This is a genomic window from Microbacterium invictum, from assembly GCF_034421375.1.
Taxonomy (GTDB): domain Bacteria; phylum Actinomycetota; class Actinomycetes; order Actinomycetales; family Microbacteriaceae; genus Microbacterium; species Microbacterium invictum_A.
In genome coordinates, this window is record NZ_CP139779.1 from 597,975 (window position 1) to 620,140 (window position 22,166).

At 72.1% G+C, this 22,166-nt stretch carries 17 protein-coding genes; 11 read left to right on the top strand and 6 right to left on the bottom strand.

The window, feature by feature from the left end; all coding sequences use genetic code 11:
* Positions 1-88 precede the first annotated feature (88 nt).
* From T9R20_RS02915 to rocD, 6 genes are all read left to right on the top strand, one after another.
* Complete coding sequence (locus tag T9R20_RS02915; protein ID WP_322411066.1) at positions 89-3,814, top strand: bifunctional proline dehydrogenase/L-glutamate gamma-semialdehyde dehydrogenase; 3,726 nt, start codon at positions 89-91, stop codon at positions 3,812-3,814.
* A gap of 200 nt (positions 3,815-4,014) precedes the next feature.
* Positions 4,015-4,467: a hypothetical protein gene (locus T9R20_RS02920; protein WP_322411067.1), complete on the top strand. Its 453-nt coding sequence runs from the start codon at positions 4,015-4,017 to the stop codon at positions 4,465-4,467.
* The gene (locus tag T9R20_RS02925) at positions 4,467-4,691 is read left to right on the top strand and encodes a helix-turn-helix transcriptional regulator (RefSeq protein WP_322411068.1); all 225 of its coding nucleotides are present in this window, start codon (positions 4,467-4,469) and stop codon (positions 4,689-4,691) included. The genes T9R20_RS02920 and T9R20_RS02925 overlap by 1 nt, the downstream gene beginning before the upstream one ends.
* Before the next feature lies 1 nt (position 4,692).
* Positions 4,693-5,685, top strand: a complete 993-nt coding sequence (locus tag T9R20_RS02930; protein WP_322411069.1) for an NAD(P)-dependent alcohol dehydrogenase — start codon at positions 4,693-4,695, stop codon at positions 5,683-5,685.
* Between the two features lie 123 nt (positions 5,686-5,808).
* Entirely contained in the window at positions 5,809-6,714 is a 906-nt protein-coding gene (ddaH, locus tag T9R20_RS02935) for a dimethylargininase (protein WP_416182933.1), read from the top strand.
* Complete coding sequence (gene rocD / locus T9R20_RS02940) at positions 6,711-7,937, top strand: ornithine--oxo-acid transaminase (RefSeq protein WP_322411070.1); 1,227 nt, start codon at positions 6,711-6,713, stop codon at positions 7,935-7,937. The genes ddaH and rocD overlap by 4 nt, the downstream gene beginning before the upstream one ends.
* A gap of 5 nt (positions 7,938-7,942) precedes the next feature.
* On the opposite strand, the gene T9R20_RS02945 is transcribed toward rocD, so the two are convergent.
* Positions 7,943-9,517 (bottom strand): molybdopterin-dependent oxidoreductase, encoded by a 1,575-nt coding sequence (locus T9R20_RS02945; protein WP_322411071.1) that lies wholly within the window; start codon positions 9,515-9,517, stop codon positions 7,943-7,945.
* Between the two features lie 175 nt (positions 9,518-9,692).
* Between T9R20_RS02945 and T9R20_RS02950 the strand changes: the two genes are divergently transcribed.
* On the top strand, positions 9,693-10,868 hold the full coding sequence (locus T9R20_RS02950; RefSeq protein ID WP_322411072.1) for an alpha/beta hydrolase: 1,176 nt from the start codon (positions 9,693-9,695) through the stop codon (positions 10,866-10,868).
* An 8-nt stretch (positions 10,869-10,876) separates the two neighbouring features.
* Here T9R20_RS02950 and T9R20_RS02955 read toward each other — a convergent pair whose 3' ends face one another.
* Positions 10,877-12,088 (bottom strand): carbamoyl-phosphate synthase large subunit, encoded by a 1,212-nt coding sequence (locus tag T9R20_RS02955; RefSeq protein WP_322411073.1) that lies wholly within the window; start codon positions 12,086-12,088, stop codon positions 10,877-10,879.
* Between the two features lie 91 nt (positions 12,089-12,179).
* Here T9R20_RS02955 and T9R20_RS02960 point away from each other — a divergent pair, with 91 nt between their 5' ends.
* The 4 genes from T9R20_RS02960 (at position 12,180) to T9R20_RS02975 (ending at position 17,395) form a co-directional block, all read left to right on the top strand.
* Positions 12,180-13,967: a circularly permuted type 2 ATP-grasp protein gene (locus T9R20_RS02960; RefSeq protein ID WP_322411074.1), complete on the top strand. Its 1,788-nt coding sequence runs from the start codon at positions 12,180-12,182 to the stop codon at positions 13,965-13,967.
* Positions 13,961-14,893: an alpha-E domain-containing protein gene (locus T9R20_RS02965; RefSeq protein ID WP_322411075.1), complete on the top strand. Its 933-nt coding sequence runs from the start codon at positions 13,961-13,963 to the stop codon at positions 14,891-14,893. The genes T9R20_RS02960 and T9R20_RS02965 overlap by 7 nt, the downstream gene beginning before the upstream one ends.
* 55 nt (positions 14,894-14,948) lie before the next feature.
* On the top strand, positions 14,949-15,794 hold the full coding sequence (locus T9R20_RS02970; RefSeq protein WP_322411076.1) for a transglutaminase family protein: 846 nt from the start codon (positions 14,949-14,951) through the stop codon (positions 15,792-15,794).
* Between the two features lie 119 nt (positions 15,795-15,913).
* Entirely contained in the window at positions 15,914-17,395 is a 1,482-nt protein-coding gene (locus T9R20_RS02975) for a hypothetical protein (protein WP_322411077.1), read from the top strand.
* Positions 17,396-17,930: 535 nt separating this feature from the next.
* Here T9R20_RS02975 and T9R20_RS02980 read toward each other — a convergent pair.
* Genes T9R20_RS02980 through T9R20_RS02995 form a run of 4 tightly spaced genes read right to left on the bottom strand, consistent with a single transcriptional unit; the run spans position 17,931 to position 22,085 of the window.
* A complete protein-coding gene (locus T9R20_RS02980; RefSeq protein WP_322411078.1) occupies positions 17,931-19,082 on the bottom strand; it encodes an ABC transporter ATP-binding protein in 1,152 nt (383 codons plus the stop codon).
* Positions 19,079-19,975, bottom strand: a complete 897-nt coding sequence (locus T9R20_RS02985; protein WP_322411079.1) for an ABC transporter permease — start codon at positions 19,973-19,975, stop codon at positions 19,079-19,081. Before T9R20_RS02985 ends, T9R20_RS02980 begins: the two co-directional genes overlap by 4 nt.
* Positions 19,972-20,850: an ABC transporter permease gene (locus T9R20_RS02990; RefSeq protein ID WP_322411080.1), complete on the bottom strand. Its 879-nt coding sequence runs from the start codon at positions 20,848-20,850 to the stop codon at positions 19,972-19,974. The genes T9R20_RS02985 and T9R20_RS02990 overlap by 4 nt, the downstream gene beginning before the upstream one ends.
* Complete coding sequence (locus T9R20_RS02995; protein WP_322411081.1) at positions 20,847-22,085, bottom strand: ABC transporter substrate-binding protein; 1,239 nt, start codon at positions 22,083-22,085, stop codon at positions 20,847-20,849. Before T9R20_RS02995 ends, T9R20_RS02990 begins: the two co-directional genes overlap by 4 nt.
* Positions 22,086-22,166: the final 81 nt, after the last annotated feature.

Genomic DNA, 22,166 nt, shown 5'->3' on the forward strand with positions numbered 1-22,166 from the left:
TGCTGACATCACGACTCGCGCAACGACAATGGTAAGCAGAAGTGCGCCGAGATCGGGCCGCGGGCGTGACGGGCCCTAGTCTTGACGCATGGTGACCGACCCCTTTCGGGGAGACACCGACCTCGGAACCTCCGGCGAGGACCTCGCCGAGGGGGCCGTGCAGCTGGCGCAGCGGTGGATCACCGAGAGCGCCCAGGTCGACGTCGACCCCTCCGCCGCCCGCCTTGCGGGAGTTCTGAAGGACCCGAACGGCCTGCCCTTCACGATCGGGTTCGTCGACGGCGTCATGCGTCCCGAGAGCCTCGGTGCCGCGGCATCCCAGCTCCATCGGGTCGCCCCGCTGGTTCCGGACTTCCTGCCGTGGTACCTGCGCGGTGCCGTTCAGATCGGCGGCGCGGTCGCCCCGGTGCTGCCGACGCCGGTGGTTCCCCTCGCTCGCCGCGCGCTGCGCGAGATGGTGCGCCACCTCATCGTCGACGCCCGGCCCAAGAAGCTCGGCCCCGCCATCGCCGAGCTCCGTGCCGCCGGAGCGCGGCTGAACCTGAACCTGCTGGGTGAGGCCGTCCTCGGCGAGGACGAGGCTCTCCGCCGCCTCGACGGCATCCACGACCTCATACGCCGCCCGGACGTCGACTACGTCTCGGTGAAGGTGTCGGCGATCGCGAGCCACATCTCGATGTGGGCCTTCGACGAGGTGGTCGACAAGGTCGTCGACCGTCTCATGCCCCTCTACCTGTCGGCGGCGTCGGACGGCACGTTCATCAACCTCGACATGGAGGAGTACCGCGACCTCGACCTCACCATCGCGGTGTTCACCCGCATCCTCGAGGATCCGCGCCTGTCGGGCCTCGACGCGGGGATCGTGCTGCAGGCGTACCTTCCCGATGCGCTTCCGGCCCTGCGCGAGCTGACGGCGTGGGCGCGGGCGCGCGTGCGCGGGGGAGGCGCGGGCATCAAGGTGCGCCTGGTGAAGGGCGCGAACCTCGCGATGGAGCGGGTGGATGCGGTGATGCACGGCTGGGAGCTGGCGACCTACAGCTCGAAGCTCGACAGCGACGCCAACTACCTGCGATGCCTCGACGAGGCGCTGCGCACCGAGAACGCCGCCGCCGTGCGGGTGGGCGTCGCCGGGCACAACCTCTTCGACATCGCCTACGCGTGGCTGCTCGCCGGCGAGCGCGGGGTGCGGGACCGGGTCGAGTTCGAGATGCTCCTCGGAATGGCGCAGGGTCAGGTCGACGCGGTCTCGCGCGAGGTCGGGCCGGTGCTGCTCTACGTGCCCGTCGTCGCCCCCGACGAGTTCGACGTCGCCATCAGCTATCTCGTCCGCCGCCTGGAGGAGAACGCCTCGAGCGAGAACTTCCTCTCCGCCGCGTTCGACCTCGCCGACGACCCGGCCCTGTTCGCGCGCGAGCGCGATCGTTTCCTCGCCTCGGTGGAGCGGGCGAGCGACCCGGAGCTGCCGACCGGCCCGAATCGGACGCAGGACAGGACGGATGCCGCGTCGCGAGGTGCTGTCGACGGCATGCGGTCCGCGGCGGCATCCGAGGGCATGCTCCTGCGACCAGGCCCCGACGCCGAAGGCGACGGGCTGACCCGCGAGGTGCTGGGGATCGCCCGATCGGCGTCGGCCGATCCCGGCGACACCATGCCGATCGCGCCGGAGGTCGGCGGCATCCTCTTCGGCGGTCAGGAGATCGTCGAGACCGCGGTGTATGCGTCGCGCGAGTCGGGACCCGCCGCGCTCGGCGCGCCCGGATTCGCCAACGCACCCGACTCCGACCCCGCCCTGCCGGCGAACCGCGTCTGGGCGCGCGAGATCCTCGCACGCGTGGCCGCATCGCAGGCGGGTGTCGACACGATCGCCGCGGCGCGCCTCGACGACGCCGGGCAGGTCGACGCCGTGATCGACCGGGTGCGTGCGGCGGCCGAGCACTGGGGGTCGCGCGCCGCCGCCGATCGGTCCGAGATCCTCGCCGCCGCGGGCCGGGCGCTCGAGGCGCGTCGCGCCGAGCTCATCGAGGTCGCCGCATCCGAGACCGGCAAGGTCTTCGCCGAGGCCGACGTCGAAGTCAGCGAGGCGGTCGACTTCGCCCACTATTACGCCGCGACCGCCCGCGAACTCGACCGGGTCAGCGGCGCAGTGTTCGTGCCGGCACGGCTCACCGTCGTCACGCCGCCGTGGAACTTCCCCGTGGCGATCCCCGCGGGCGGGGTGCTTGCCGCGCTCGCCGCCGGATCGGGCGTGGTCTTCAAGCCCGCGCCGCAGGCGCGCCGCTGCGCGGCCGTCGTCGCCGAGGCGCTGTGGGAGGCGGGCGTGCCCCGCGACGTGCTGGCCCTCGTCGACATCGAGGAGGGCGAGCTCGGGCAGCGCCTCATCTCGCATGACGGCGTGGACCACGTCATCCTCACGGGGTCGTGGGACACCGCCGCCCTCTTCCGCTCCTGGCGGCCCGATCTGCCGCTCCTGGCCGAGACCAGCGGCAAGAACGCGATGATCGTCATGCCCTCGGCCGACCTCGACCTCGCGGCATCCGACGTCGTCAAGAGCGCCTTCGGGCACGCCGGTCAGAAGTGCTCAGCGGCTTCGCTGGCGATCCTCGTCGGGCCGGTGGCCCGCTCGCAGCGCTTCCTGCGGCAGCTCGTCGACGCCACCACGTCGCTGCGCGTCGCGCCACCGACCGACCCGCTCGCCGAGGTCGGGCCTGTCATCGAGACCCCCCGGGGCAAGCTCGACTGGGCCTTCACCACCCTGGACGAGGGGGAGAAGTGGCTCGTCGCGCCGCGGGCGCTCGACGGGCCCGAAGAGTACGCGGGGCGGCTCTGGCGGCCAGGCATCCGCACCGGGGTGAAGCCCGGGTCGCGGTTCCACCGCGAGGAGTTCTTCGGACCCGTGCTCGGCGTCATGCACGCCTCCTCACTTGCCAAGGCCATCGAGCTGCAGAACGCCGTCGACTACGGCCTGACCGCGGGGCTCTACACCCAGAACCCCGACGACCTCGCCCTCTGGCTCGACCGCGTCGAGGCGGGGAACCTCTACGTCAACCGCGGCATCACCGGCGCCATCGTGCAGAGGCAGCCGTTCGGCGGCTGGAAGCGCTCGTCGGTGGGGGCGGGCGCCAAGGCGGGAGGACCGAACTACCTCGTCGGGCTGGGATCGTGGCGGCCCTCGACCGGGGCGGCGCCGTCGGCGACGCTGCACCTGCGCGGGCTCGACTCGCGCATCACAACGCTCATCGAAGCCGCGCAGCCGACGCTGGACTACCAGGCCTTCGAGTGGCTCCGTCGTGGCGCCCTGTCGGATGCGATCTCGTGGGACCGCGAGTTCGGTCGGGTGAAGGACGTCTCGCAGCTGGGCGTGGAGCGGAACCTCTTTCGCTACCGCCCCGTCGGTGTCGCCGTCCGGGCGACCGGAGATGCCCCGTGGCAGGCCCTTCTGCGCGTGATCGTGGCGGCGCTCCGCGCCGGGTCGGAGGTCACCGTCAGCGCACCGGTGGGCATGCCGGCGGGGGTCCGTCGTGTGCTTGGCGAGGAGGACGTGCCGGTCTTCGTCGAAAGCGACGAGGAGTTCGAGGCCCGCATCGCCGAGGCGCGCCCCGCGCGGGTGCGGCTCGTCGGGCCGCCGGCCTCGGTCGCTGCGGCGCACGCCGGGCTTGCGAGCGCCCTCGCGGGCGACCCCGACGTCGCCGTCTACGCCGGCGAGGTCACGACCGCGGGCCGGATCGAGCTGCTGCCGTTCCTCCGCGAGCAGTCGGTGACCATCACCGCGCACCGCTTCGGCAACCCCGACCCCTGGTCGGCCGAGGTCATCTGAGCCGATCCGACGTCCCGGCTGTCCCCAACTCCTGCAGATCGAGCGTCGCAGGGGCCGAGAGGGGGTTGATCGGCACGTCGCGTCCGATTCTGCAGGAGTTCGGGACGTGGCCGTCGCAGGTCGCCGCCGCACCGCGGCGCGCGATGTAAAAGATTCTTGACACGGCGAGAGCGTCGCCGTACGATGAGTGTCAAGAATCTTTGACATCGGAGGTCGCCATGGCGTACATGGAGCGGACGATCTGGGCCCAGCTCGTCGCGAGCGTGGTGGGGCTCGTGGTCTACCTGGCGCTCGTCGTGCCGCAGCTGTTCACCACCCCGGTCGGCGACATCGCCTGGGTCTGGCCGATGATGTGGACGATCCTCGGCGCCATCGTCCTGTCGATCGTCCTCAGCATCGTGTGGGGCATGATCGCACGGATGCGCGACCCCGAGCTCGAGCACACCGCCGACCAGCGCGACCGCGAGATCGAGCGTTTCGGCGAGCGGATCGGCCAGAGCTTCCTCGCGATCGGCGGCATCGTCGCCCTGGTCCTCTCAATGATCGAGGCGCCGTGGTTCTGGATCGGCAACGCCCTGTTCCTCGGGTTCTTCCTCTCCGCGGCGCTCGGGGGTATGGCGAGACTCAGCGCCTACCGGACGGGCCTGCCGTGATGGTCCGCCCCACGAAGGTCACCAACACCATCCGCGCCGTCCGCGAAGCCGCGGGGATGACGCAGGCCGAGGTCGCCCGGCGGGTCGGCGTCACCCGCCAGACCCTCATCGCCATCGAGCAGGGACGGTACTCCCCAACGCTCGAACTCGCCTTCCAGCTCGCCCGCGTCTTCGATGCGCGGCTCGACGACCTCTTCCACTACCCCGATACGCCGGAGGACTGACATGACCACCCCCACGATCCCGCAGACCATGGCCGCCTGGCGGCAGCACGCCTACGGGCCGGCCGCCGTCGTGCGGGCCGAAACGATCCCTGTCCCCGCCCCCGGTCGCAAGGAGGTGCTGCTGAAGGTCGCCGCCGTGTCGCTGAACTCCGGTGACATCCACCTCATGCGCGGTGAGCCGCGTGTCGTCCGGCTGTTCTTCGGTCTCCGCCGCCCACGCACCCGGGGTCGGGGGATGGATGTCGCGGGCACCGTCGTCGCGCTCGGCGCCGACGTGACGGAGTTCGCCGTCGGCGACCTCGTCGTCGGCGCGGGGGATGAGACCCTCGCCGAATTCGTGGCCGTGAAGGCCGAGCGCCTGACCGCGCTACCCGCGGGCCTCGACCCGGTCATCGCGGCGACCCTCCCGGTCGCGGGCAACACCGCCGCGACGATCCTCGACACCTGCCGGGTCGGCGCGGGGTCGACCGTGCTCCTCGTCGGCGCCGGGGGCGGGGTCGGCACCCTCACCGCCGCCCTCGCGGTCGCGCGTGGCGCCGAGGTGTGGGCGACCTGCGGGGCACGCGCGGAGGACACCCTCCGCGACCTCGGCGTCTCCCGCACCTTCGACTACCGCACCCACGACATCGCCTCCCTGCCCGCGGGCGCGTTCGACGCCGTCGTCGACATCGCCGGCGAGCCGCCGCTCGAGGTGCTCCGCGACCGCCTCCGCGACGGCGGCACGGTGGCTCTCGTCGGCGGCGACGGCCATCCCTTCTGGGGGCCGTTTCCACGGCTCATCCGCTCCCTCGTCCTCAGCCGCCGCGCGCGGCGCTTCCGCTCGGTGACGGCGTTCACGAAGACCCCGGTGACGGCTGAGCTCGTGCGGATGACCGCGGCCGGCGTCATCCGTCCCGTCATCGAGAAGACCTACCCCCTGAGTGACGCCGGCGCAGCGATCGCGCATGTGGATGCCGGGCACACCGTCGGCAAGGTCGTCGTCGTGGCCGACTGAGCGCGGCGTCCCAGGCGGCGGCGAGGGGGCCGTGGCACAATGGTCGCGGCGTGCCCGGGTCGTCGGCTTCGAAGCCCCGCCGGGCCTCTGGACAGCGTCCGCCGCACCTTCGCAAGGAGACCGATGTCCACTCAGAACACCGCGCCGACCGTCGAGGCCACCGCCGCCGCCGCGAGCTCCACGGGGCGGATCGCCCAGCATCGCCGCTACCTCATGTGCCGGCCCGAGTTCTTCACCGTCAGCTACACCATCAATCCCTGGATGGAGCCGGCGAACCCCACCGACACCGCCAAGGCCGTCCGGCAGTGGCAGGCGCTCTACGACGCCTACCTCGCGCTCGGCCACGAGGTGGAGCTGATCGACCCCATCGAGGGTCTGCCCGACATGGTCTACACCGCCAACGGCGGCTTCCTCATCGACGGCATCGCGTACGGTGCGAAGTTCCGCTTCGACGAGCGGGTGCCCGAGGGCCCGGCGTTCATGGAGTGGTTCCGCGACAACGGCTACGACGTCGTCGTGCCCCGCGAGGTCAACGAGGGCGAGGGAGACTTCCTGCTCGTCGGCGACACCATCCTCGCCGGCACCGGCTTCCGCTCGACCGGCGACAGCCACCGCGAGCTCGGCGAGGTCTTCGGCAAGGAGGTCGTGTCGCTCAATCTCGTCGACCCGCGCTTCTACCACCTCGACACCGCGATCGCGGTGCTCGACCCCGTCGAGGGGCCGGGCGGCGTCGAGCGGGCGAACATCGCCTACCTCGAGCACGCGTTCGACGAGCGCGGCCAGGCGATCCTCGCCGAGCGCTACCCCGACGCGATCCGGGTGTCGGATGACGACGGCGCGGTCTTCGGGCTGAACTCGGCCAGCGACGGCTACAACGTCATCATCTCGCCGCGGGCGACCGGCTTCGAGGCGCAGCTGCGCGAGCGGGGCTACAACCCGATCATGATCGACCTGTCCGAGCTCCTGCTCGGCGGCGGCGGCATCAAGTGCTGCACGCTCGAGCTCCGCCGGGGGACGGAGGGATCGTGAGCCTCTCGGAGCTGCCGACGGACACCGCGACCCTGCGGGTGATCCGCGCGGAGGACGAGCACCTGGCCCACAACTACCACCCGCTGCCCGTCGTGGTCTCGCGTGCCGAGGGTGCGTGGGTCACCGACGTCGAGGGCAAGCGCTACCTCGACCTATTGTCGGCCTACTCGGCGCTGAACTTCGGGCACGGTCATCCCGCCCTCGTGGCCGCCGCGCAGGAGCAGCTCGCCCGGGTCACCCTCACCAGCCGCGCGTACCACAGCGACCGGTTGGGCGAGTTCGCCTTCGCGCTCGCCGAGCTCTGCGGGAAAGATCTCGTGCTGCCGATGAACACCGGCGCCGAAGCGGTGGAGACGGGCATCAAGGTCGCGCGCGCGTGGGGCTATCGCGTGAAGGGCATCGCCCCGGATGCCGCGACGATCGTCGTCGCCCACGGGAACTTCCACGGCCGCACCACCACGATCGTCGGCTTCAGCGACGATCCGGTCTCGCACGATGACTTCGGCCCCTACGGCGGCGGATTCGTCCACGTGCCGTACGGCGACGCCGCGGCGATCGAAGCGGCCATCGACGACAACACCGCGGCGGTGCTCATCGAGCCGATCCAGGGCGAGGCGGGGGTCATCATCCCGCCCGAGGGGTACCTGCGTGCGGTGCGCGAGATCTGTACCCGTCGGGGCGTGCTCTTCATCGCCGACGAGATCCAGTCGGGGCTCGGCCGCGTGGGGACGACCTTCGCGTGCGACCGCGAAGAGGTCGTGCCCGACGTCTACCTGCTCGGAAAGGCGCTCGGAGGCGGGATCGTCCCCGTCTCGGCCGTCGTCGCCGACCGGGACGTGCTGGGCGTCATCCGCGCCGGCGAGCACGGGTCGACCTTCGGTGGCAATCCGCTGGCCGCCGCCGTGGGCACGCGTGTCGTCGAGATGCTGCAGACGGGTGAGTTCCAGAAGCGCGCCGCAGCCCTCGGCGAGCACCTCGAGGCGAAGCTCGGCGAGCTCGTCGGGCGCGGTGTCACCGAGGTGCGCATCGCGGGCCTGTGGGCGGGGATCGACATCGACCCCGCCGTGGGCACCGGCCGCGAGGTGGCCGAGCGGCTCCTCGCGCGCGGGGTGCTGGCGAAGGACACGCACGGGCAGACGCTGCGCATCGCGCCGCCGCTCGTCATCCGCGCGACCGAGCTGGACTGGGCCGTCGAGCAGCTGAAGCTCGTCCTCGCGGGCTGACCGCGTCAGAAGACGTCGACGGGGAACTCGTGCCAGCCCGTCGCGCCGTCGGGCACGACGCCGGCGACCTCGGAGGTCTGCGTCTCGCCGAGCGCGTTCGTCGCCCGGCAGCGAAGGACGTGGCGCCCCGCCGTCGCACGCCACGGCAGGCTCCACTGCACCCACGTGTCGTCCGAGATGGCCGTCGCAAGGGTCGCGTCCTCCCAGGGGCCGTCGTCGACCTGCACCTCGACGCGTGAGACGCCGACGTGCGGTTGCCAGGCGACCCCCGCGATGACGGTTTCGCCCGCGCTCAGTCCCTGGCCGGGACGCGGCACATCGATGCGCGACTGCAGCTTGACCGGGCCGCGCTCGGACCATCCGCGATCGGTCCAGTAGGCGGTCGCCCGGTCGAACCGGGTGACCTCGAGGTCGACGACCCACTTCGTCGCCGAGACGTAGCCGTACAGGCCCGGCACGACCATCCGCACGGGGAATCCGTGCTCGAGCGGCAGGGGCTCCCCGTTCATGCCGACGGCGAGGATCGACCATCGATCGGGGTCGGTGAGGGTCTCCAGCGGCGTCGAGGCGGTGAAGCCGTCGATGGACCGCGAGAGCACCATGTCAGCATCGGCCGTCGGGCGCGCCCGGGCGAGGAGCTCGCGGAGGGGGTAGCCGAGCCACAGCGCGTTGCCGATGAGCGTGCCGCCGACCTCGTTCGACACGCACGACATGGTGGCGTATCCCTCTTCGAGCGGAAGGGCGACGAGCTCGTCCCAGGTCAGGGTGACCTCGTTCTCGACCATCCCGTGAATCCGCAACGACCAGTCGGCGGGGTCGACCTGCGGCACCACCAGCGCGGTGTCGATCCGGTAGAACGACGCGTTCGGGGTGATGACGTCGGCGAGCCCGGCGATGTCCAGCTCGGCGCCGGCAGGAACAGGGGATGCCGCGACCGCGGGCGTCGGCAGGCGCAGCGCAGACCGGATCGCCGCGACCGCACGGCTGCCGCCGCTCACGAGCGTCGCCCCGAGGACGGCGACGACGCCGATCGCGGCCGCGCCGCCCGTCCAAGCCAGGAAGCGCCGGCGATCCATCTCCAGTGTGCGATCGTCGGTCGAGACGCCCGCGCGCGCCTCGCCTGCCGACCGCGCGGGGAGCATCCGCACCAGCATCCGGAGGGTCACGCCCATCGTCGCGCCGGCGATGAGAGAGGGGAGCCACGACAACGGCCCGGCGTCGGCGCGGGTGAGCGCGACGACGGCGCCGACGACTCCGAGGGCGACGGCGATCGCCACGCCGATCGGTGGGCGGCGTCGCTCGAGCAGGCCGGTGACGGCGGCGACGGCGAGGAGGACCACGGCGATCCCGGTCAGCAGAGCGACCTTGTCCGCGGTGCCGAACCACGCGATCGCGGTGTCCTTCGCCCACGGCGGAGCGGCGTCGATGAGCGCGCCGCCGATGGCGGCGAAGGGACTGGAGGACGGGGCGATGAGGGCTGCCGACAGCTCGCCGAGGCCCGCCCCGACGAGCGCCGCGACGGCGCCGGCCGCCGCGGCGAGCCATCCGTTCCGCGTTCCCACGCGATCTGCCCTCGCCACGGTGTCGAGCCTACGGCGCCGCACACCGCCGGGCGCGGGGCGAGTGATTACCGAACGCTTACGTCGAGCGCGGCACGCAGGGTGTGCGGGGACGCCCGAACGCCATCGGTCCCGATGGAGGAGAGCGGCACCGACGACGTTTCGCCGCGGCATCCGGATGCGAAAGAGTAGCCCCATGGCAGGAGGCCGTGGGGAGAACATCCGGATGCTGCGCCGCGCGCGCACCGCGGACGCTCCCGCGTTCGACCTGTCGTACGTGCGCACGGGCCCCCGCGGTGCCACGCCCGTCGTGATCATCCCGGGGGGTCCGGGCCTGGCTTCGGTCCGTCCCTACCGCAGCGTCCGGCGGATCGCCGCCGGCAGCGGCCTCGACGTGGTGATGGTGGAGCACCGCGGCGTCGGCCTCTCGCGCACCGATCTGGCCGGGGCGCCGCTGCCGCCCTCGGCGATGCGCATCTCTGAGGTCCTCGACGACCTCGCCGCGGTGCTCGATCGGGAGCACATCGACCGCGCCGTCGTGGTCGGGTCGTCGTACGGCAGCTATCTGGCATCGGGGTTCGGTGTGCGGCATCCGGACCGGGTCGAGCGGATGCTGCTGGACTCGCCCCTGCAGTCCACGGCCGACATCGCGCTCGAGCGGCAGCGCGTGCGCGAACTGTTCTGGGACGCGGACGATCAGCTCTCGGCCGATGTGCGGATGCTCGTGGAGCGCGGTGAGGGGGAGAGGCCGGTGCTCGATGTCCTGCGCGCCGCGTACGAGCTCGTCGGGCCCGAGCTCGCGGGGTCGCTGGCGCGTCGGCGCACGCGCCATGGGCCGAGCCTCACGTGGCGGGCGCTGGAGGCGTACGCCGGCCGCGGCGACGCCATCGCCCGCATCCCCGGGGTCTACGAGTTCGACCTCGCCGGGGTGATCGCCTTCCGAGAGCTCGCCTACGGCGCGCCGCCCGACGGCCTGCCGCTGGACCCGGCCTCGACCTACGCGCCGCTCGCGCCGCGGTTCCCCGCGTTCGCGGGCGAGCCCTTCGACCTGCCGGCGCTCACGCCCGCGTTCGCGTGGCCGCTGGTCATCCTCAGCGGCGCGCGCGACCTCCGCACCCCGCCCGCGATCGCCGAGCGCACCGCCCGCACGGCTCGGGACGCGGTCCTGGTGCGCCTGCAGAACGGCCACAGTGCGCTGGACACCCACCCCGTGGCGCTCCTGAACGCCGTCCGCCGGCTGGTGCGCGGCGCGCAGCATCGCCTCCCCGCCGAGGCGGACGTGCTCGACCGGCTGCCACGGCGCGGCGCGGGCGCGCGCCTTCCCGACCTGCTCCGTGCCATGTCGCGCGCAGAGGGGCTCCTCGGCCGCTGAGCGTCTGCTCAGACGCGCCCGGCGTGCACCGCGTCGAGCGCGGCGGCGTCGGCGGAGGTCATCCCGTCGACCGGCTCGCCGTTCCAGACGATGTCGTCGCCGAGCGCGGCGAGGATCTCCTTGCGGTCGCCGTGCTGGATCTTCGCGCCGTGCACGATGGTCGCCGGGCTCCACATCATGGCGAGGCTGTCGTGCCACCCGCTTCCGACATCCTTCACGTGCAGCAGATCGTGCAGCGACGTCGGCAGGTGGGAGAGCGGTTCGGCGAAGCAGTCGGCGACCACCGCGAGCGTGATCTCGCGCTCGGTGCCGGGCTCGGCGACGATCGGCTCGTCGACGTCGCCGGTGAGTGCCCGGCCGACGTCGGCGGCATCCAGCAGGATGATGCCGTTGGTCGGTCGCGGGTTGCACTCGATGATGCGGAGGCCGTCGCCGTGGTCGACGAAGTCGAAGGACAGCTGGCCGGTGAAGCCGGGGTCGAGCGCGTCGACGATGCGCTGAGCGTAGGCGAGGGTGTCGGTGCTGTCGACGGCGAGGAAGGCGATCGCGGTGCTGTGCGCCCACTGCTCGGCGGCGACGTACGTCGTGTGGGCCGTCACACGGCCGTCGACGATGATGCTGTAGGAGCACACCATCGGTCCGTCGACGAAGGGCTGCACCAGCCACGGCTGCTCGGGGGTGGGGTGGCACTCCTCGACCGGGGTCTTGCCCGCGAGCGGGCCGGTGTTGGTGAGCAGTCCGACGCCGCCGCGCGAGAACGCCGCGCGGGCGAAGTAGCGCGGGAAGCGGGCGATGGTCTCCACCAGCTCCTCGTCGCTGGTGACCACGACCGTCTCAGGGATCGGCACTCCCGCGTCCTCGGCGAGCCGCTGGAAGCTGGCCTTGTCATGCAGGCGCGCGAGGTCGCCGAACGTCCCGGTGAGCACGCGCACGCCCTCGGGCAGGTCGTCACGGCGCGCGGCGAGGTAGAAGACCTCCTCGAAGGTCGGGATGATCACGTCGATCTCGTGCGCCTTGACGAAGTCCGCCACCTCCGAGATGAAGGCGTCGGTCGCGAAGCGCGGCGACGAGGTCACCAGGTGTCCTGCGGCGAACCGGGAGTGGCTGCCGACGGCGCCGCCGTAGGTGTCGGACGCGTAGACGGTGTGACCGATGCTCCCGAGCTTGCGGATGAGATCCAGCGCGAACGTGTTGCGGGAGCTGGTGACGAGGATGCGCATGGCGCCCTTCCGGTCGAGGTGCCGTCAGCCTAGCGAGGTCGTCGGCCGGGTCGAAACACTCCGGCAACACGGCCCGGACTAGGCTCGGGGCATGGGTGACCTGTTCGACGGCTACGGTGCCACACTGACACCCCGCCGGTCGCCCGCGGGTGTCGCTCCGTTCGACGAGATGTTCGCGGTGTCGCGAGGCGGCGCGGCGGGGGCGGAGTCGCGCGAGGCCTACCGCGAGCTGTACCAGGCCCTCGCGCAAATGACCCAGGAGGAACTGCGCGGACGCACCGAGTCGCTCGCGAGCTCCTATCTCGCGCAGGGCGTGACGTTCGACTTCGCCGGCGAGGAGCGGCCCTTCCCGCTCGATGCGGTGCCGCGCATCATCTCCTTCGACGAGTGGTCGCGCATCGAGGCGGGCGTGAAGCAGCGCGTCCGCGCCCTCGAGGCGTTCCTCGACGACGCGTACGGACACCAGCACTGCGTGCGCGACGGGGTCCTGCCGGCACGCCTCATCGCGTCATCCCAGTACTTCTATCGCCAGGCCGCCGGCATCCACAGCGCCAATGGGGTGCGCATCCAGGTGTCGGGCATCGACCTGATCCGCGACGAGAACGGCGAGATGCGCGTCCTGGAGGACAACGTGCGCGTGCCCTCCGGCGTCTCCTACGTCATCTCGAACCGCCGCGTGATGGCCCAGACCCTCCCCGAGCTCTTCGTCTCGATGCGGGTGCGGCCGGTCGGCGAGTACCCGAACAAGCTCCTCGCGGCGCTGCGCGCCTCCGCCCCGCCGGGCGTCGAAGAGCCGAACGTCGTCGTGCTGACCCCGGGCGTGTACAACTCCGCCTACTTCGAGCACACCCTCCTCGCCCGCCTGATGGGCGTCGAGCTGGTCGAGGGACGCGACCTGCTCTGCATCGGCGGCAAGGTCTTCATGCGCACGACCCGCGGACCCAAGCGCGTCGACGTGATCTACCGCCGCGTCGACGACGACTTCCTCGACCCGCTGCAATTCCGCGCTGACTCGATGCTCGGCGCCCCCGGGCTGATGCTCGCCGCGCGGCTGGGCAACGTCACGATCGCCAACGCCGTGGGCAACGGGGTCGCCGACGACAAGCTCATCTACACCTACGTGCCCGACCTGATCCGCTACTACCTCGCCGAGGAGCCGATCCTGAAGAACGTCGACACCTGGCGGCTGGAGGACCCGGGCGCACTCGAGGAGGTGCTCGATCGTCTCGACGAGCTCGTCGTCAAGCCCGTCGACGGGTCGGGCGGCAAGGGGCTGGTCGTCGGGCCGGATGCGTCGCCGGGCGAGCTCGAGGCGCTCCGCCACCGCCTTCTCGCCGACCCGCGGGGATGGATCGCTCAGCCCGTCGTCATGCTCTCCACCATTCCCACTCTCGTCGAAGACGGGATGCGACCGCGGCACGCCGACCTCCGCCCGTTCGCGGTCAACGACGGGGAGGACGTCTGGGTTCTCCCCGGCGGGCTCACCCGGGTGGCGTTGCCCGAAGGGCAGCTCGTGGTCAACTCCAGCCAGGGCGGCGGATCCAAGGACACCTGGATCGTCGGCGGCTCCGCGCCGTCGCACGTGGAGTACGGGCAGGGTGCCGGTCTGGCGGGGCTCGTCGCCGACCAGGCCGCGACGGTCACCGCCGCCATCCCGATCATCTACGACGAGCAGGACGAGGTGACGCACTCGCCGCAGGACCGCCCGCGCAGCCGCACCGAGCAGCAGGAGCAGCAGCAGCAGGCGGGTCCGGGCGTTTCGTCTCCCTCTCTTCCGCCGAGAATCGATCTGGGCGCCGAGGATGCGGGTGCATCCCACGCTCTCGGAGCGCAGATGCACTCTCGCGCGATCGCCACGGGGAAGGATGACGCGTGCTGAGCCGCATCGCCGAATCGCTGTTCTGGATCGGGCGGTACATCGAGCGCTCCGACGGCACCGCGCGCATCCTCGACGTGCACCTCCAGCTGCTCCTCGAAGACCCGTGGATCGACGAGGACACCGCCTGCCGCTCGCTGCTGAGCGTCATGGGGTCATTCGGCCCCGACGCCGGCGGCCGCGTCGGCCGGGACGAGGTGCTGCAGCGTCTCGCCGTCGACCGGATGAACCCCGCGAGCATCGCGTACTCGATCTCCGCGGCCCGCGAGAACGCCCGCCGGGCACGTGAGATCGTCTCGACCGAGCTGTGGGAGACCCTCAACACCACCAGCGCCCGGATGCCCCGACGCCTCCAGCGCGACAAGGTGCACGAGTTCTTCCAGTGGGTGCGCGAGCGCGCCGCGCTCGCCGTCGGCGTCGTCGACTCCTCCACCAGCCGCGACGAGGCCTGGCAGTTCTTCACCCTCGGTCGCAGCATCGAGCGCACCGACATGACCGCGCGCCTGCTCGCGACGAGGTCGCTGACCGAGGCATCCGGTCCGTCCTGGACGACCATCCTGCGCTCGTGCGGTGCCTATGAGGCGTACCTGCGCACCTACCGGGGCATGCCGAGCGCGCGGAACGCCGCCGAGTTCCTGCTGCTGGACCGGCTCTTCCCCCGCTCGATCATCTACTCCATCCAGCTCGCAGAGGAGTGCATGAGCGCCATCGATCCCCGCGCAGACCGCGTGGGGCACTCCAACACCGTGCTCCGCGCGCTCGGGCGCATCCGCAACGACCTCGAGTACCGGCCGGTCAGCGAGATCCTCAACGAGCTCCCTCATCACATGCAGCGCGTGCAGAAGGTGACGCGCGAGGCATCCGAGGCGATCAAGTCGCGGTTCTTCCCCACGCAGGCCGAGCCGAGCTGGATCGGGGAGATCTCGTGACCCTTCGACAGGCTCAGGGACCGGTGCGGGGCTCCCGCGAGCGGGAGCCCATCTCATGAAAAGACTCCGCATCGAGCACTCGACCGGGTTCTCCTACCAGGGGAACGTCTCGGCGTCCTACAACGAGGCACGGATGCTGCCGGGCTCGACCGACAGCCAATTCGTCCTGAACTCGTCGCTGGAGATCGAACCGTCGACATCCGTCAACCACTACGTCGACTACTTCGGCACCCGGGTGGCCTCGTTCGACGTCCTCTCGCCCCACGCGGCGCTGCAGATCACCGCGCGATCGCTCGTGGAGGTGCGGCCGCGCCCGATCGCGCATACGCCCCTCACCTGGCACGATCTCGGTGACGAAGCCGCCGCGTCGGTGGCCACCATCGAACAGCTCGGCCAGACCGCGCGCACGAGGCCCCACCCCGAGGTCGCCGAGCTCGCCCGTTCCATCGCGGCCGAGCACACCCACCCCGGTGAAGCGGCGCACGCGATCTCGATCGCCGTCGGCGACGCGGTGGAGTACATGCACGGCGTCACCGGGGTGCACTCCACCGCGAGCGATGCCTGGATCGCCCGCAAGGGCGTGTGTCAGGACATCACCCACATCACCCTCGGGGCCCTCCGCGAGGTGGGGATTCCGGCGCGGTACGTCTCGGGGTACCTGCACCCCCGACCCGACGCCGAGGTGGGCGTCGCGGTCACGGGCGAGTCGCACGCCTGGGTGGAGTGGTTCGCCGGCGACTGGCACGGATTCGACCCCACGAACAACATCGAGATCGGCGACCGGCACGTCCTCGTCGGCCGCGGCCGCGACTACAACGACGTGCCACCTCTGCGGGGGGTGTACGCGGGGCCGTTCAAGAGTCACCTCAATGTGAAGGTCACGATCACCCGCGAGATGTGAGCATCAGGGCGTCGATCCGATCCGCGGGTCGCGACGAAACACCTTCGAGGCGCAAACCGCCTCCGCGTTCTCGCGCCGTGGCGCCGAACGCGACGACGACGACACGGCAGGGTGGACCAATGAGTTTCCGGCAGAGTCTGCGCGAGTTCGAACTGGCCACGCGCCCGATCCATCCCGAGTCCAAGGCGGCGCTGGAGAAGCGCTGGCGCGAGCTCCCGCCCCACGCGCAGACCGACAATCAGCTGCTGGGCCGGTGTGCGGTGGGATGCGAGGGGACCCACGGTGTCTTCCCGAAGTGCAACCTCACCTGCTCCCCCTGCTACCACTCCGCCGATGCGAACAAGGTCCGCATCGACGGCGCGCACACCGTCGACAACGTCGACGAGCAGATGCGCTATCTCCGTGGCATCCGGGGCCCGCGTGCCCATGCCCAGCTGATCGGGGGCGAGGTGAGCCTCCTGCCGGCCGCCGATCACGCCGCGGCCCTGCTGGCGATGCGCGCCCAGGGGCGCGAGCCCATGTCGATGACCCACGGCGACTTCGACTACGACTACCTCCTCGACGTGGTGCTCGACGACGAGGGCCGGCCCCGGTTCGACAAGGTCTCATTCGCGGCGCACTTCGACTCGCTGATGCGCGGCCGCCGCGGCGCGGTGCGGCCCCGCAGCGAAGCCGAGCTCCACCCGTTCCGCGAGGAGTTCGCGCGGATGTTCGTCGATCTCAAGCGCGACCACGGGGTGAACCGATACCTCGCGCACAACATGACCGTCACGCCCTCCAACGTCGACGAGGTCGAAGAGGTCACGCGCGCCGTGCTGGAGATGCCGTACGACATGATGTCGTTCCAGCCCGCCGCCTTCATCGGCGACGACCGGCGCTGGCGTGAGGACTTCGGCGAGGTCACCATCGACAAGGTCTGGGAGCGCATCGAGAAGGGCGCCGGGCAGAAGTTGCCCTGGCAGGCGACCCAGTTCGGCGACCCGCGCTGCAACCGTTCCACCGTCGGGATGCGGGTGGCAGGCGTCTTCGCGCCGCTGCTCGACCCCGAGGAGCCGAAGGACATCGCCGCCCGCGACCGATTCCTCGCCCACCACGGCGGAATGGTGTTCGGCGATGTGCCGAAGCCCGTGCTCGCCATCAAGGTCGCCCGCGCCGCGCTCGCGCACCCCGGCGACATCCCGCCCCTCATCGGGCTCGCCCGCCGGGTCGTCCGCCGCGCGGGCGGTCTTCGCCGCATGATCCGCGCCGCCCGTCGCGGGAAGCTGTCGTTCAAGACCTTCGTCGTGCACAACTTCATGGACGCCGAGCAGGTGGCGCCGGCGTGGGAGCTCATGGAGAAGGGCGTCGTCGCCGACGATCCGGTCCTGAAAGAGACGCAGGAGCGCCTCGGGTCGTGCATGTACGCCATGGCGCACCCCGAAGACGGCCGACTGGTGCCGGCGTGCGTCCAGCACAGCGTGCTCGACCCGCTCGAGAACGTCGAGCTGCGTCGCGTGCTGCCGCTCGTCGGCGCGGGCGCCGCGGGTGCCGTGTCGCCGTCCGTCGTCTCACGCCCGTCGGGTCTGACGCCCGTGCGCAGCACCCGCCGCGCCGGCGCCTGACGTTTCGCGCCGCGCCTCGGCGCCCTCCCGTTTCGCTTCCCCCGTCACGTTCTGCCCCACGGCGAGACGAACAGGGGCGGATGTCGTCGGGGGAGCCGGGGTAGCGCGGGAGCCGGGGTAGCGCGGCGCGCGAGCGCAAGAGCCGGGGCGCAAGAGCCGGGCGCGCGAGAGCCGGGCCCGCGAGAGCCGGGCGCGCGGGGCTTCCCCCGTCACGTTCTGCCCCACGATGAGACGAACAGGGGCGGATGTCGACGGGGGAACCGCGGTAGCGCGGGGCGCTGGGCGCGCGAGAGCCGGGCGCGCGAGAGCCGGGCGCGCGGGGCTTCCCCCGTCACGTTCTGCCCCACGGCGAGACGAACAGGGGCGGATGTCGTCGGGGGAGCCGGGGTGGCGCGGGCGCGCGAGCGCGTCCCCCGTCACGTTCTGCCCCACCGCGAGACGAATCGGGGCCGATGTCGTCGGGGGAGCGCGGGGGAGCGGGCGAAGCGAGGGTGCTGGCGCGAGCGCGAGCGCGAAGGGGGCGCCGCGAGGCGCGTCAGGCCGCGACGACGTGCGCGGCACCGGCCGGTAGGGCGAGCTCGACGCGCTCGCCGAGCCGCGGGGCACCGGCGGCCGTGACCTCGGCGTGGAGCAGCACGGTCGGGGTCACGCGGATGGTGAGGTCCATGCGGGCGCCGGAGGCGCGGGCCGACTCCACCGTCCCCGTCCATCGCGGGCCCGGCGCCCGTGCGGGCGCGACGGTTTCGATCGCGAGGGGCGCTCGCCCGTCGTCATCCGCACGCGACCCCGGCACGCCGGGGCCGGCGAGCGGATGCCGCGACGGCGACGCCTCCGCGGGACGCCGCACCTGCACGTCCTCCTGCCGGACGACGAGCACGGCGGGGCCGCACACCGCGGCATCCGCGATCGCGATCTCACCGAGGTCGCTGCGATGCACCCCCTCGGTCACGACGCCCGGGATGAGGTTCCGCGCCCCCATGAGCTCGGCGACCCGCACCGAGGACGGCGCGCGATACGCGCCGGCGACATCGCTCTCGTGCTGCAGCTCGCCGCCGTCGAGGACCGCGATGCGGTCGGCGACCCGCGACGCCTCGTCGCGGTCGTGGGTGACGAGCAGGATCGTGGGGCCGACGGTCAGGCGCAGCTCGTCGAGGAGCGTGTGCATGTCGGCGCGCAGCGCCGGGTCGAGGGCGCTGAACGGCTCGTCGAGGAGGAGCACCGCCGGCTCGGCGGCGAGGGCGCGGGCGATCGCCACGCGCTGCTCCTGACCGCCTGAGAGCTCGTCGACCCGCCTCGCCCCGAAGCCGCGCAGCTGCACCATCTCGAGGAACTCCGCCGCGCGCGCCCGGGCCTGTCGCCTCGCCTCGCCGCGCACCCGCGCCGAGAAGGCGACATTGTCCAGCACCGACAGGTGGGGGAAGAGCATCGACTTCTGGAACACCATCCCCACGCCCCGGCGCTCGGCGGTGACACCGGCCACGTCGTGGCCGCCGATGAGCACCCTTCCGCTGTCGGGCGCCTCGAGCCCGGCGACCATGCGCAGCAGCGTGCTCTTGCCCGATCCGCTGGGGCCGAGCACCGCGGTGCACGAGCCGGCCGCCACGTGGAGGGTGACGTTCGACACGGCGGTCGTCCGCGCGCCGCGGAAGCGCTTGGAGACGGCATCGAGGGTGAGGGAGGCGGTCATGCCGGAATCCTTTCCGGGGTGGACGCAGCGGTCGGCGCGGTCGCCGGGGTGGACGTGCTAGCGGCGGCCGGTGCCGCCCGTCGCCGTCCGAGCGAGACGGTCGCCAACAGCAGGACGATGGGTGGCAGGATCGCCGCGAGCGACATCACGGCCACGGCGGCGTCGTTTCCGACGGCGGCCGCAGCCCCGGCGACGACGAGGGGCAGGGTCACCAGCTCTCCCGCGCCGACGATGACGGTGACCAGGTAGTCGCTCCACGCCACGAGGAACGCCAGGAACGCCGCGCGTGCGAGCGCGGGGGCCAGCAGCGGCACCTGGACGCGCAGCAGCACGTCGCGGCGCGAGGCCCCGAGCAGCCGCGCGTTCTCTTCGTAGGACATGTCGTACGCGCCGTAGGCCGTCCGCATCACGAACGCCGTGTACGGGAGGGCGAGGACGACGAGCACCAGCACCGTCCCGGCGACCGGGGGCACGTAGGTGCGCAGCAGGACGACGTTGACCCCCAGCACCGCGGCGAACGGCGGCAGCGCGATCGGCGAGAGGAGCAGCGCCGCGACGGCGCGGGGCCACGGCACGCTGCCGAAGGTGAGCGCCCGGGCGGCCAGCGCTCCGAGCGGGGTGGCGATGGCGGCGACCGTCACCGCCAGCACGGCGGAGGTGAGGAACGCGGGCAGAGCCCCGAACCCCTCCGCCGCGAGAAGGCCGCGAGTTCCCCACTCGGTGGGAAGCGGTGAGGGGAACGACCAGCGGTCGGCGCCCGCCCACAGCACGAGCGGCAGGAAGGGCAGGGCGAACCAGACGATGAGCAGGATGCCGGTGGCGATGCGCATCACGCGACCGGCGCCGCGCGAGGCGACCAGGGTGGATCCGGGCGATGCCGGCCCCGCACTCATCGCCACACCGCGGTTCTCCGGAGGATCGCGAACGTGCCGGCGACGACGCCCAGGGCGATCGCCGAGGTGACGACGGCGACCGCCGCCGCATCCGGTCGCGAGTCCAGCGACACCCCCTGGAACAGCCGGACGGCGAGCACGGGGAGGGGCTCGGGGTAGGTGCGGCCGAGGAGCCACGACACCTCGTACGAGGCCAGGGCGTAGACGAAGCTGATGGCCGAGCAGATGAGCAGCGTCGGCGCGGTGAGCGGGAGGAACACGCGGCGGAACCGCTGCCATCGCCCGGCCCCGAGGAGGGCGGCGCTCTCGTCGTACCGCGCGATGCGCGTCGCGAGCGTGCCGGTCACGACGAGCGCGACGAACGCGGATTCCTTCCACGCGAACTCGGCGATCGCGGCGGCCCAGAGGGGTCCGCCCACGAACGCCGGCCAGGCCTCGGGCGGCACCCCCAGCATCCGCGACAGCATCCCGCCGTCGGCGAGCAGCAGGCCGATGGCGGCGGCGCCGATGAGATGGGGAACCGTGACCGTCGCGGCGCCGAGGGCGGCGACGACGCGTCCGCCCCAGCGGCCCGACACGATCACGACGGCCGCCGTCATGCCCACGACGGCGGCGATGAGGGTGGAGGCCCCGGCGACCCAGAGCGAGACGCCGACGGCCGCCCAGAGCGCGTCGGGGTCGCGGGTGTAGGCCTGGAACGACAGCTCCGCCTGCCCGACGATCGGGAGGAGCCCCAGGCTCTGCAGCACCGTCGCGCCGAGGCCCCCGCCGACCACGAGCACGGTCGCCGCCACCGCCGGAAGCACCATCAGCGCGCCCACCCGGCGTTGCCGGGCGGACTGCGCGGGACGGGCGACCAGCGGGGTCAGGGTCACCGGCCGAGCACCTCCGTGCGCCACCCGTCGTCGATGGCGGGCACCCACTCGGCGGCGAGCTCGGCGTGGGCGTTCCGCGACAGCACCTCGTACGGCGGTACGACCGGCGAGGCCGGCAGAGTGTCGAACAGCGCCCGGTCCCCGGGTTCGAGCCCCTCGATGTCGAGGACGGTGAACTGCCCCCAGACCTCGGGCTCGGCCTTGGCGACCTGCTGGGTCACCGACAGGGCCTCGTTGGCGACCACCATGGCGCCGGCGGTCGCGTCGGAGTTCGCGGGCAGGCCCAGGAAGCTGGCGTTGCCGACGGTCCCGTCGGAGAGCTCGAGCACCTTCGTGCCGGCGGGGTACGTGCCGTCGGCGACCAGTCCGGTGAGGGTCGCGGGGCCGTAGGTCATCATCATGTCGACCTGGCCGTCGGCGAAGAGCTGGCCGAGTTCGGCCTCGTTCGCGGGGTAGGTGTCGCCGGCGCGCCAGAGGCTCGGCGCGAGCTCGGCGAGCCGGTCGTACAGTGCCGGGGTGAGATCGTCGAACGCCTCCTGCGAGAAGTCGACGGGCACCTCGTCGGCGCCTCCCGACACGCTCGCGAGCACCTCGCGAACGAAGACCGAACCGGTGAAGTCCGGCGGCGCGGGGTAGGTGAAGCGCCCGGGGTTCGCCTCGGCCCACGCGAGCACCTCGGCCATCGACGTGGGGACGTCGGTGACGGTGTCGGCGTTGTAGACGAGGGTGAACTGCGCCTTGTGCCACGGGGCCTCGCACCCGTCCACCTCGGTGCCGAAGTCCGAGAGCAGCAGCGGGTCCCCGGGATCGGTGTTCGCCATGTTCGGCAGCAGATCCGTCCACCCGCAGAGCCAGGCGTCGGCCTCTTTCCCGGTGCGGAAGTTGTCGCCGTTGACCCAGATGAGGTCGACGGTGCCGTCGTCTCGCCCGGCCTGGATCTCGGTGAAGACGCGGTTCAGGGCGTCCCGGGTGTCGGTGACGGGCACTCGCTCGAGAGAGACGCCGTACTCGGCGACCGCGGGAGCGAGGATGTCGTCGACGTAGGCGTTGCCCTGGTCGTCGCCGCCGTACATCCACAGCTGCACCGTCTGCCCCTCGGCGTCGGCGAGCACCTGCTCCCAGCTGTCGGGTACGGTGCCGCCGGGGGCGGCCGGGGCGGAGCAGGCGGACAGGGCGAGGGCGGAGAGCGCCACCGCGGCGACGGCCAGATGCCGACGATGGGATACGAGGTTCATTGCAGCGATCCTTCCAGGTGTTCGGGGCTCGGCTATCGTGAGCGGGTCCACATCGACGAGAAAAATCCCCGAAGACGAGCG

Coding starts and splice junctions, on each gene's coding strand:
- T9R20_RS02915 (WP_322411066.1), top strand. CDS start 89: ATGGTGACCGACCCCTTTCGGGGAGACACCGACCTCGGAACCTCCGGC.
- T9R20_RS02925 (WP_322411068.1), top strand. CDS start 4,467: ATGGTCCGCCCCACGAAGGTCACCAACACCATCCGCGCCGTCCGCGAA.
- T9R20_RS02930 (WP_322411069.1), top strand. CDS start 4,693: ATGACCACCCCCACGATCCCGCAGACCATGGCCGCCTGGCGGCAGCAC.
- ddaH (WP_416182933.1), top strand. CDS start 5,809: ATGTCCACTCAGAACACCGCGCCGACCGTCGAGGCCACCGCCGCCGCC.
- T9R20_RS02950 (WP_322411072.1), top strand. CDS start 9,693: ATGGCAGGAGGCCGTGGGGAGAACATCCGGATGCTGCGCCGCGCGCGC.
- T9R20_RS02955 (WP_322411073.1), bottom strand. CDS start 12,088: ATGCGCATCCTCGTCACCAGCTCCCGCAACACGTTCGCGCTGGATCTC.
- T9R20_RS02960 (WP_322411074.1), top strand. CDS start 12,180: ATGGGTGACCTGTTCGACGGCTACGGTGCCACACTGACACCCCGCCGG.
- T9R20_RS02970 (WP_322411076.1), top strand. CDS start 14,949: ATGAAAAGACTCCGCATCGAGCACTCGACCGGGTTCTCCTACCAGGGG.
- T9R20_RS02975 (WP_322411077.1), top strand. CDS start 15,914: ATGAGTTTCCGGCAGAGTCTGCGCGAGTTCGAACTGGCCACGCGCCCG.
- T9R20_RS02980 (WP_322411078.1), bottom strand. CDS start 19,082: ATGACCGCCTCCCTCACCCTCGATGCCGTCTCCAAGCGCTTCCGCGGC.
- T9R20_RS02985 (WP_322411079.1), bottom strand. CDS start 19,975: ATGAGTGCGGGGCCGGCATCGCCCGGATCCACCCTGGTCGCCTCGCGC.
- T9R20_RS02995 (WP_322411081.1), bottom strand. CDS start 22,085: ATGAACCTCGTATCCCATCGTCGGCATCTGGCCGTCGCCGCGGTGGCG.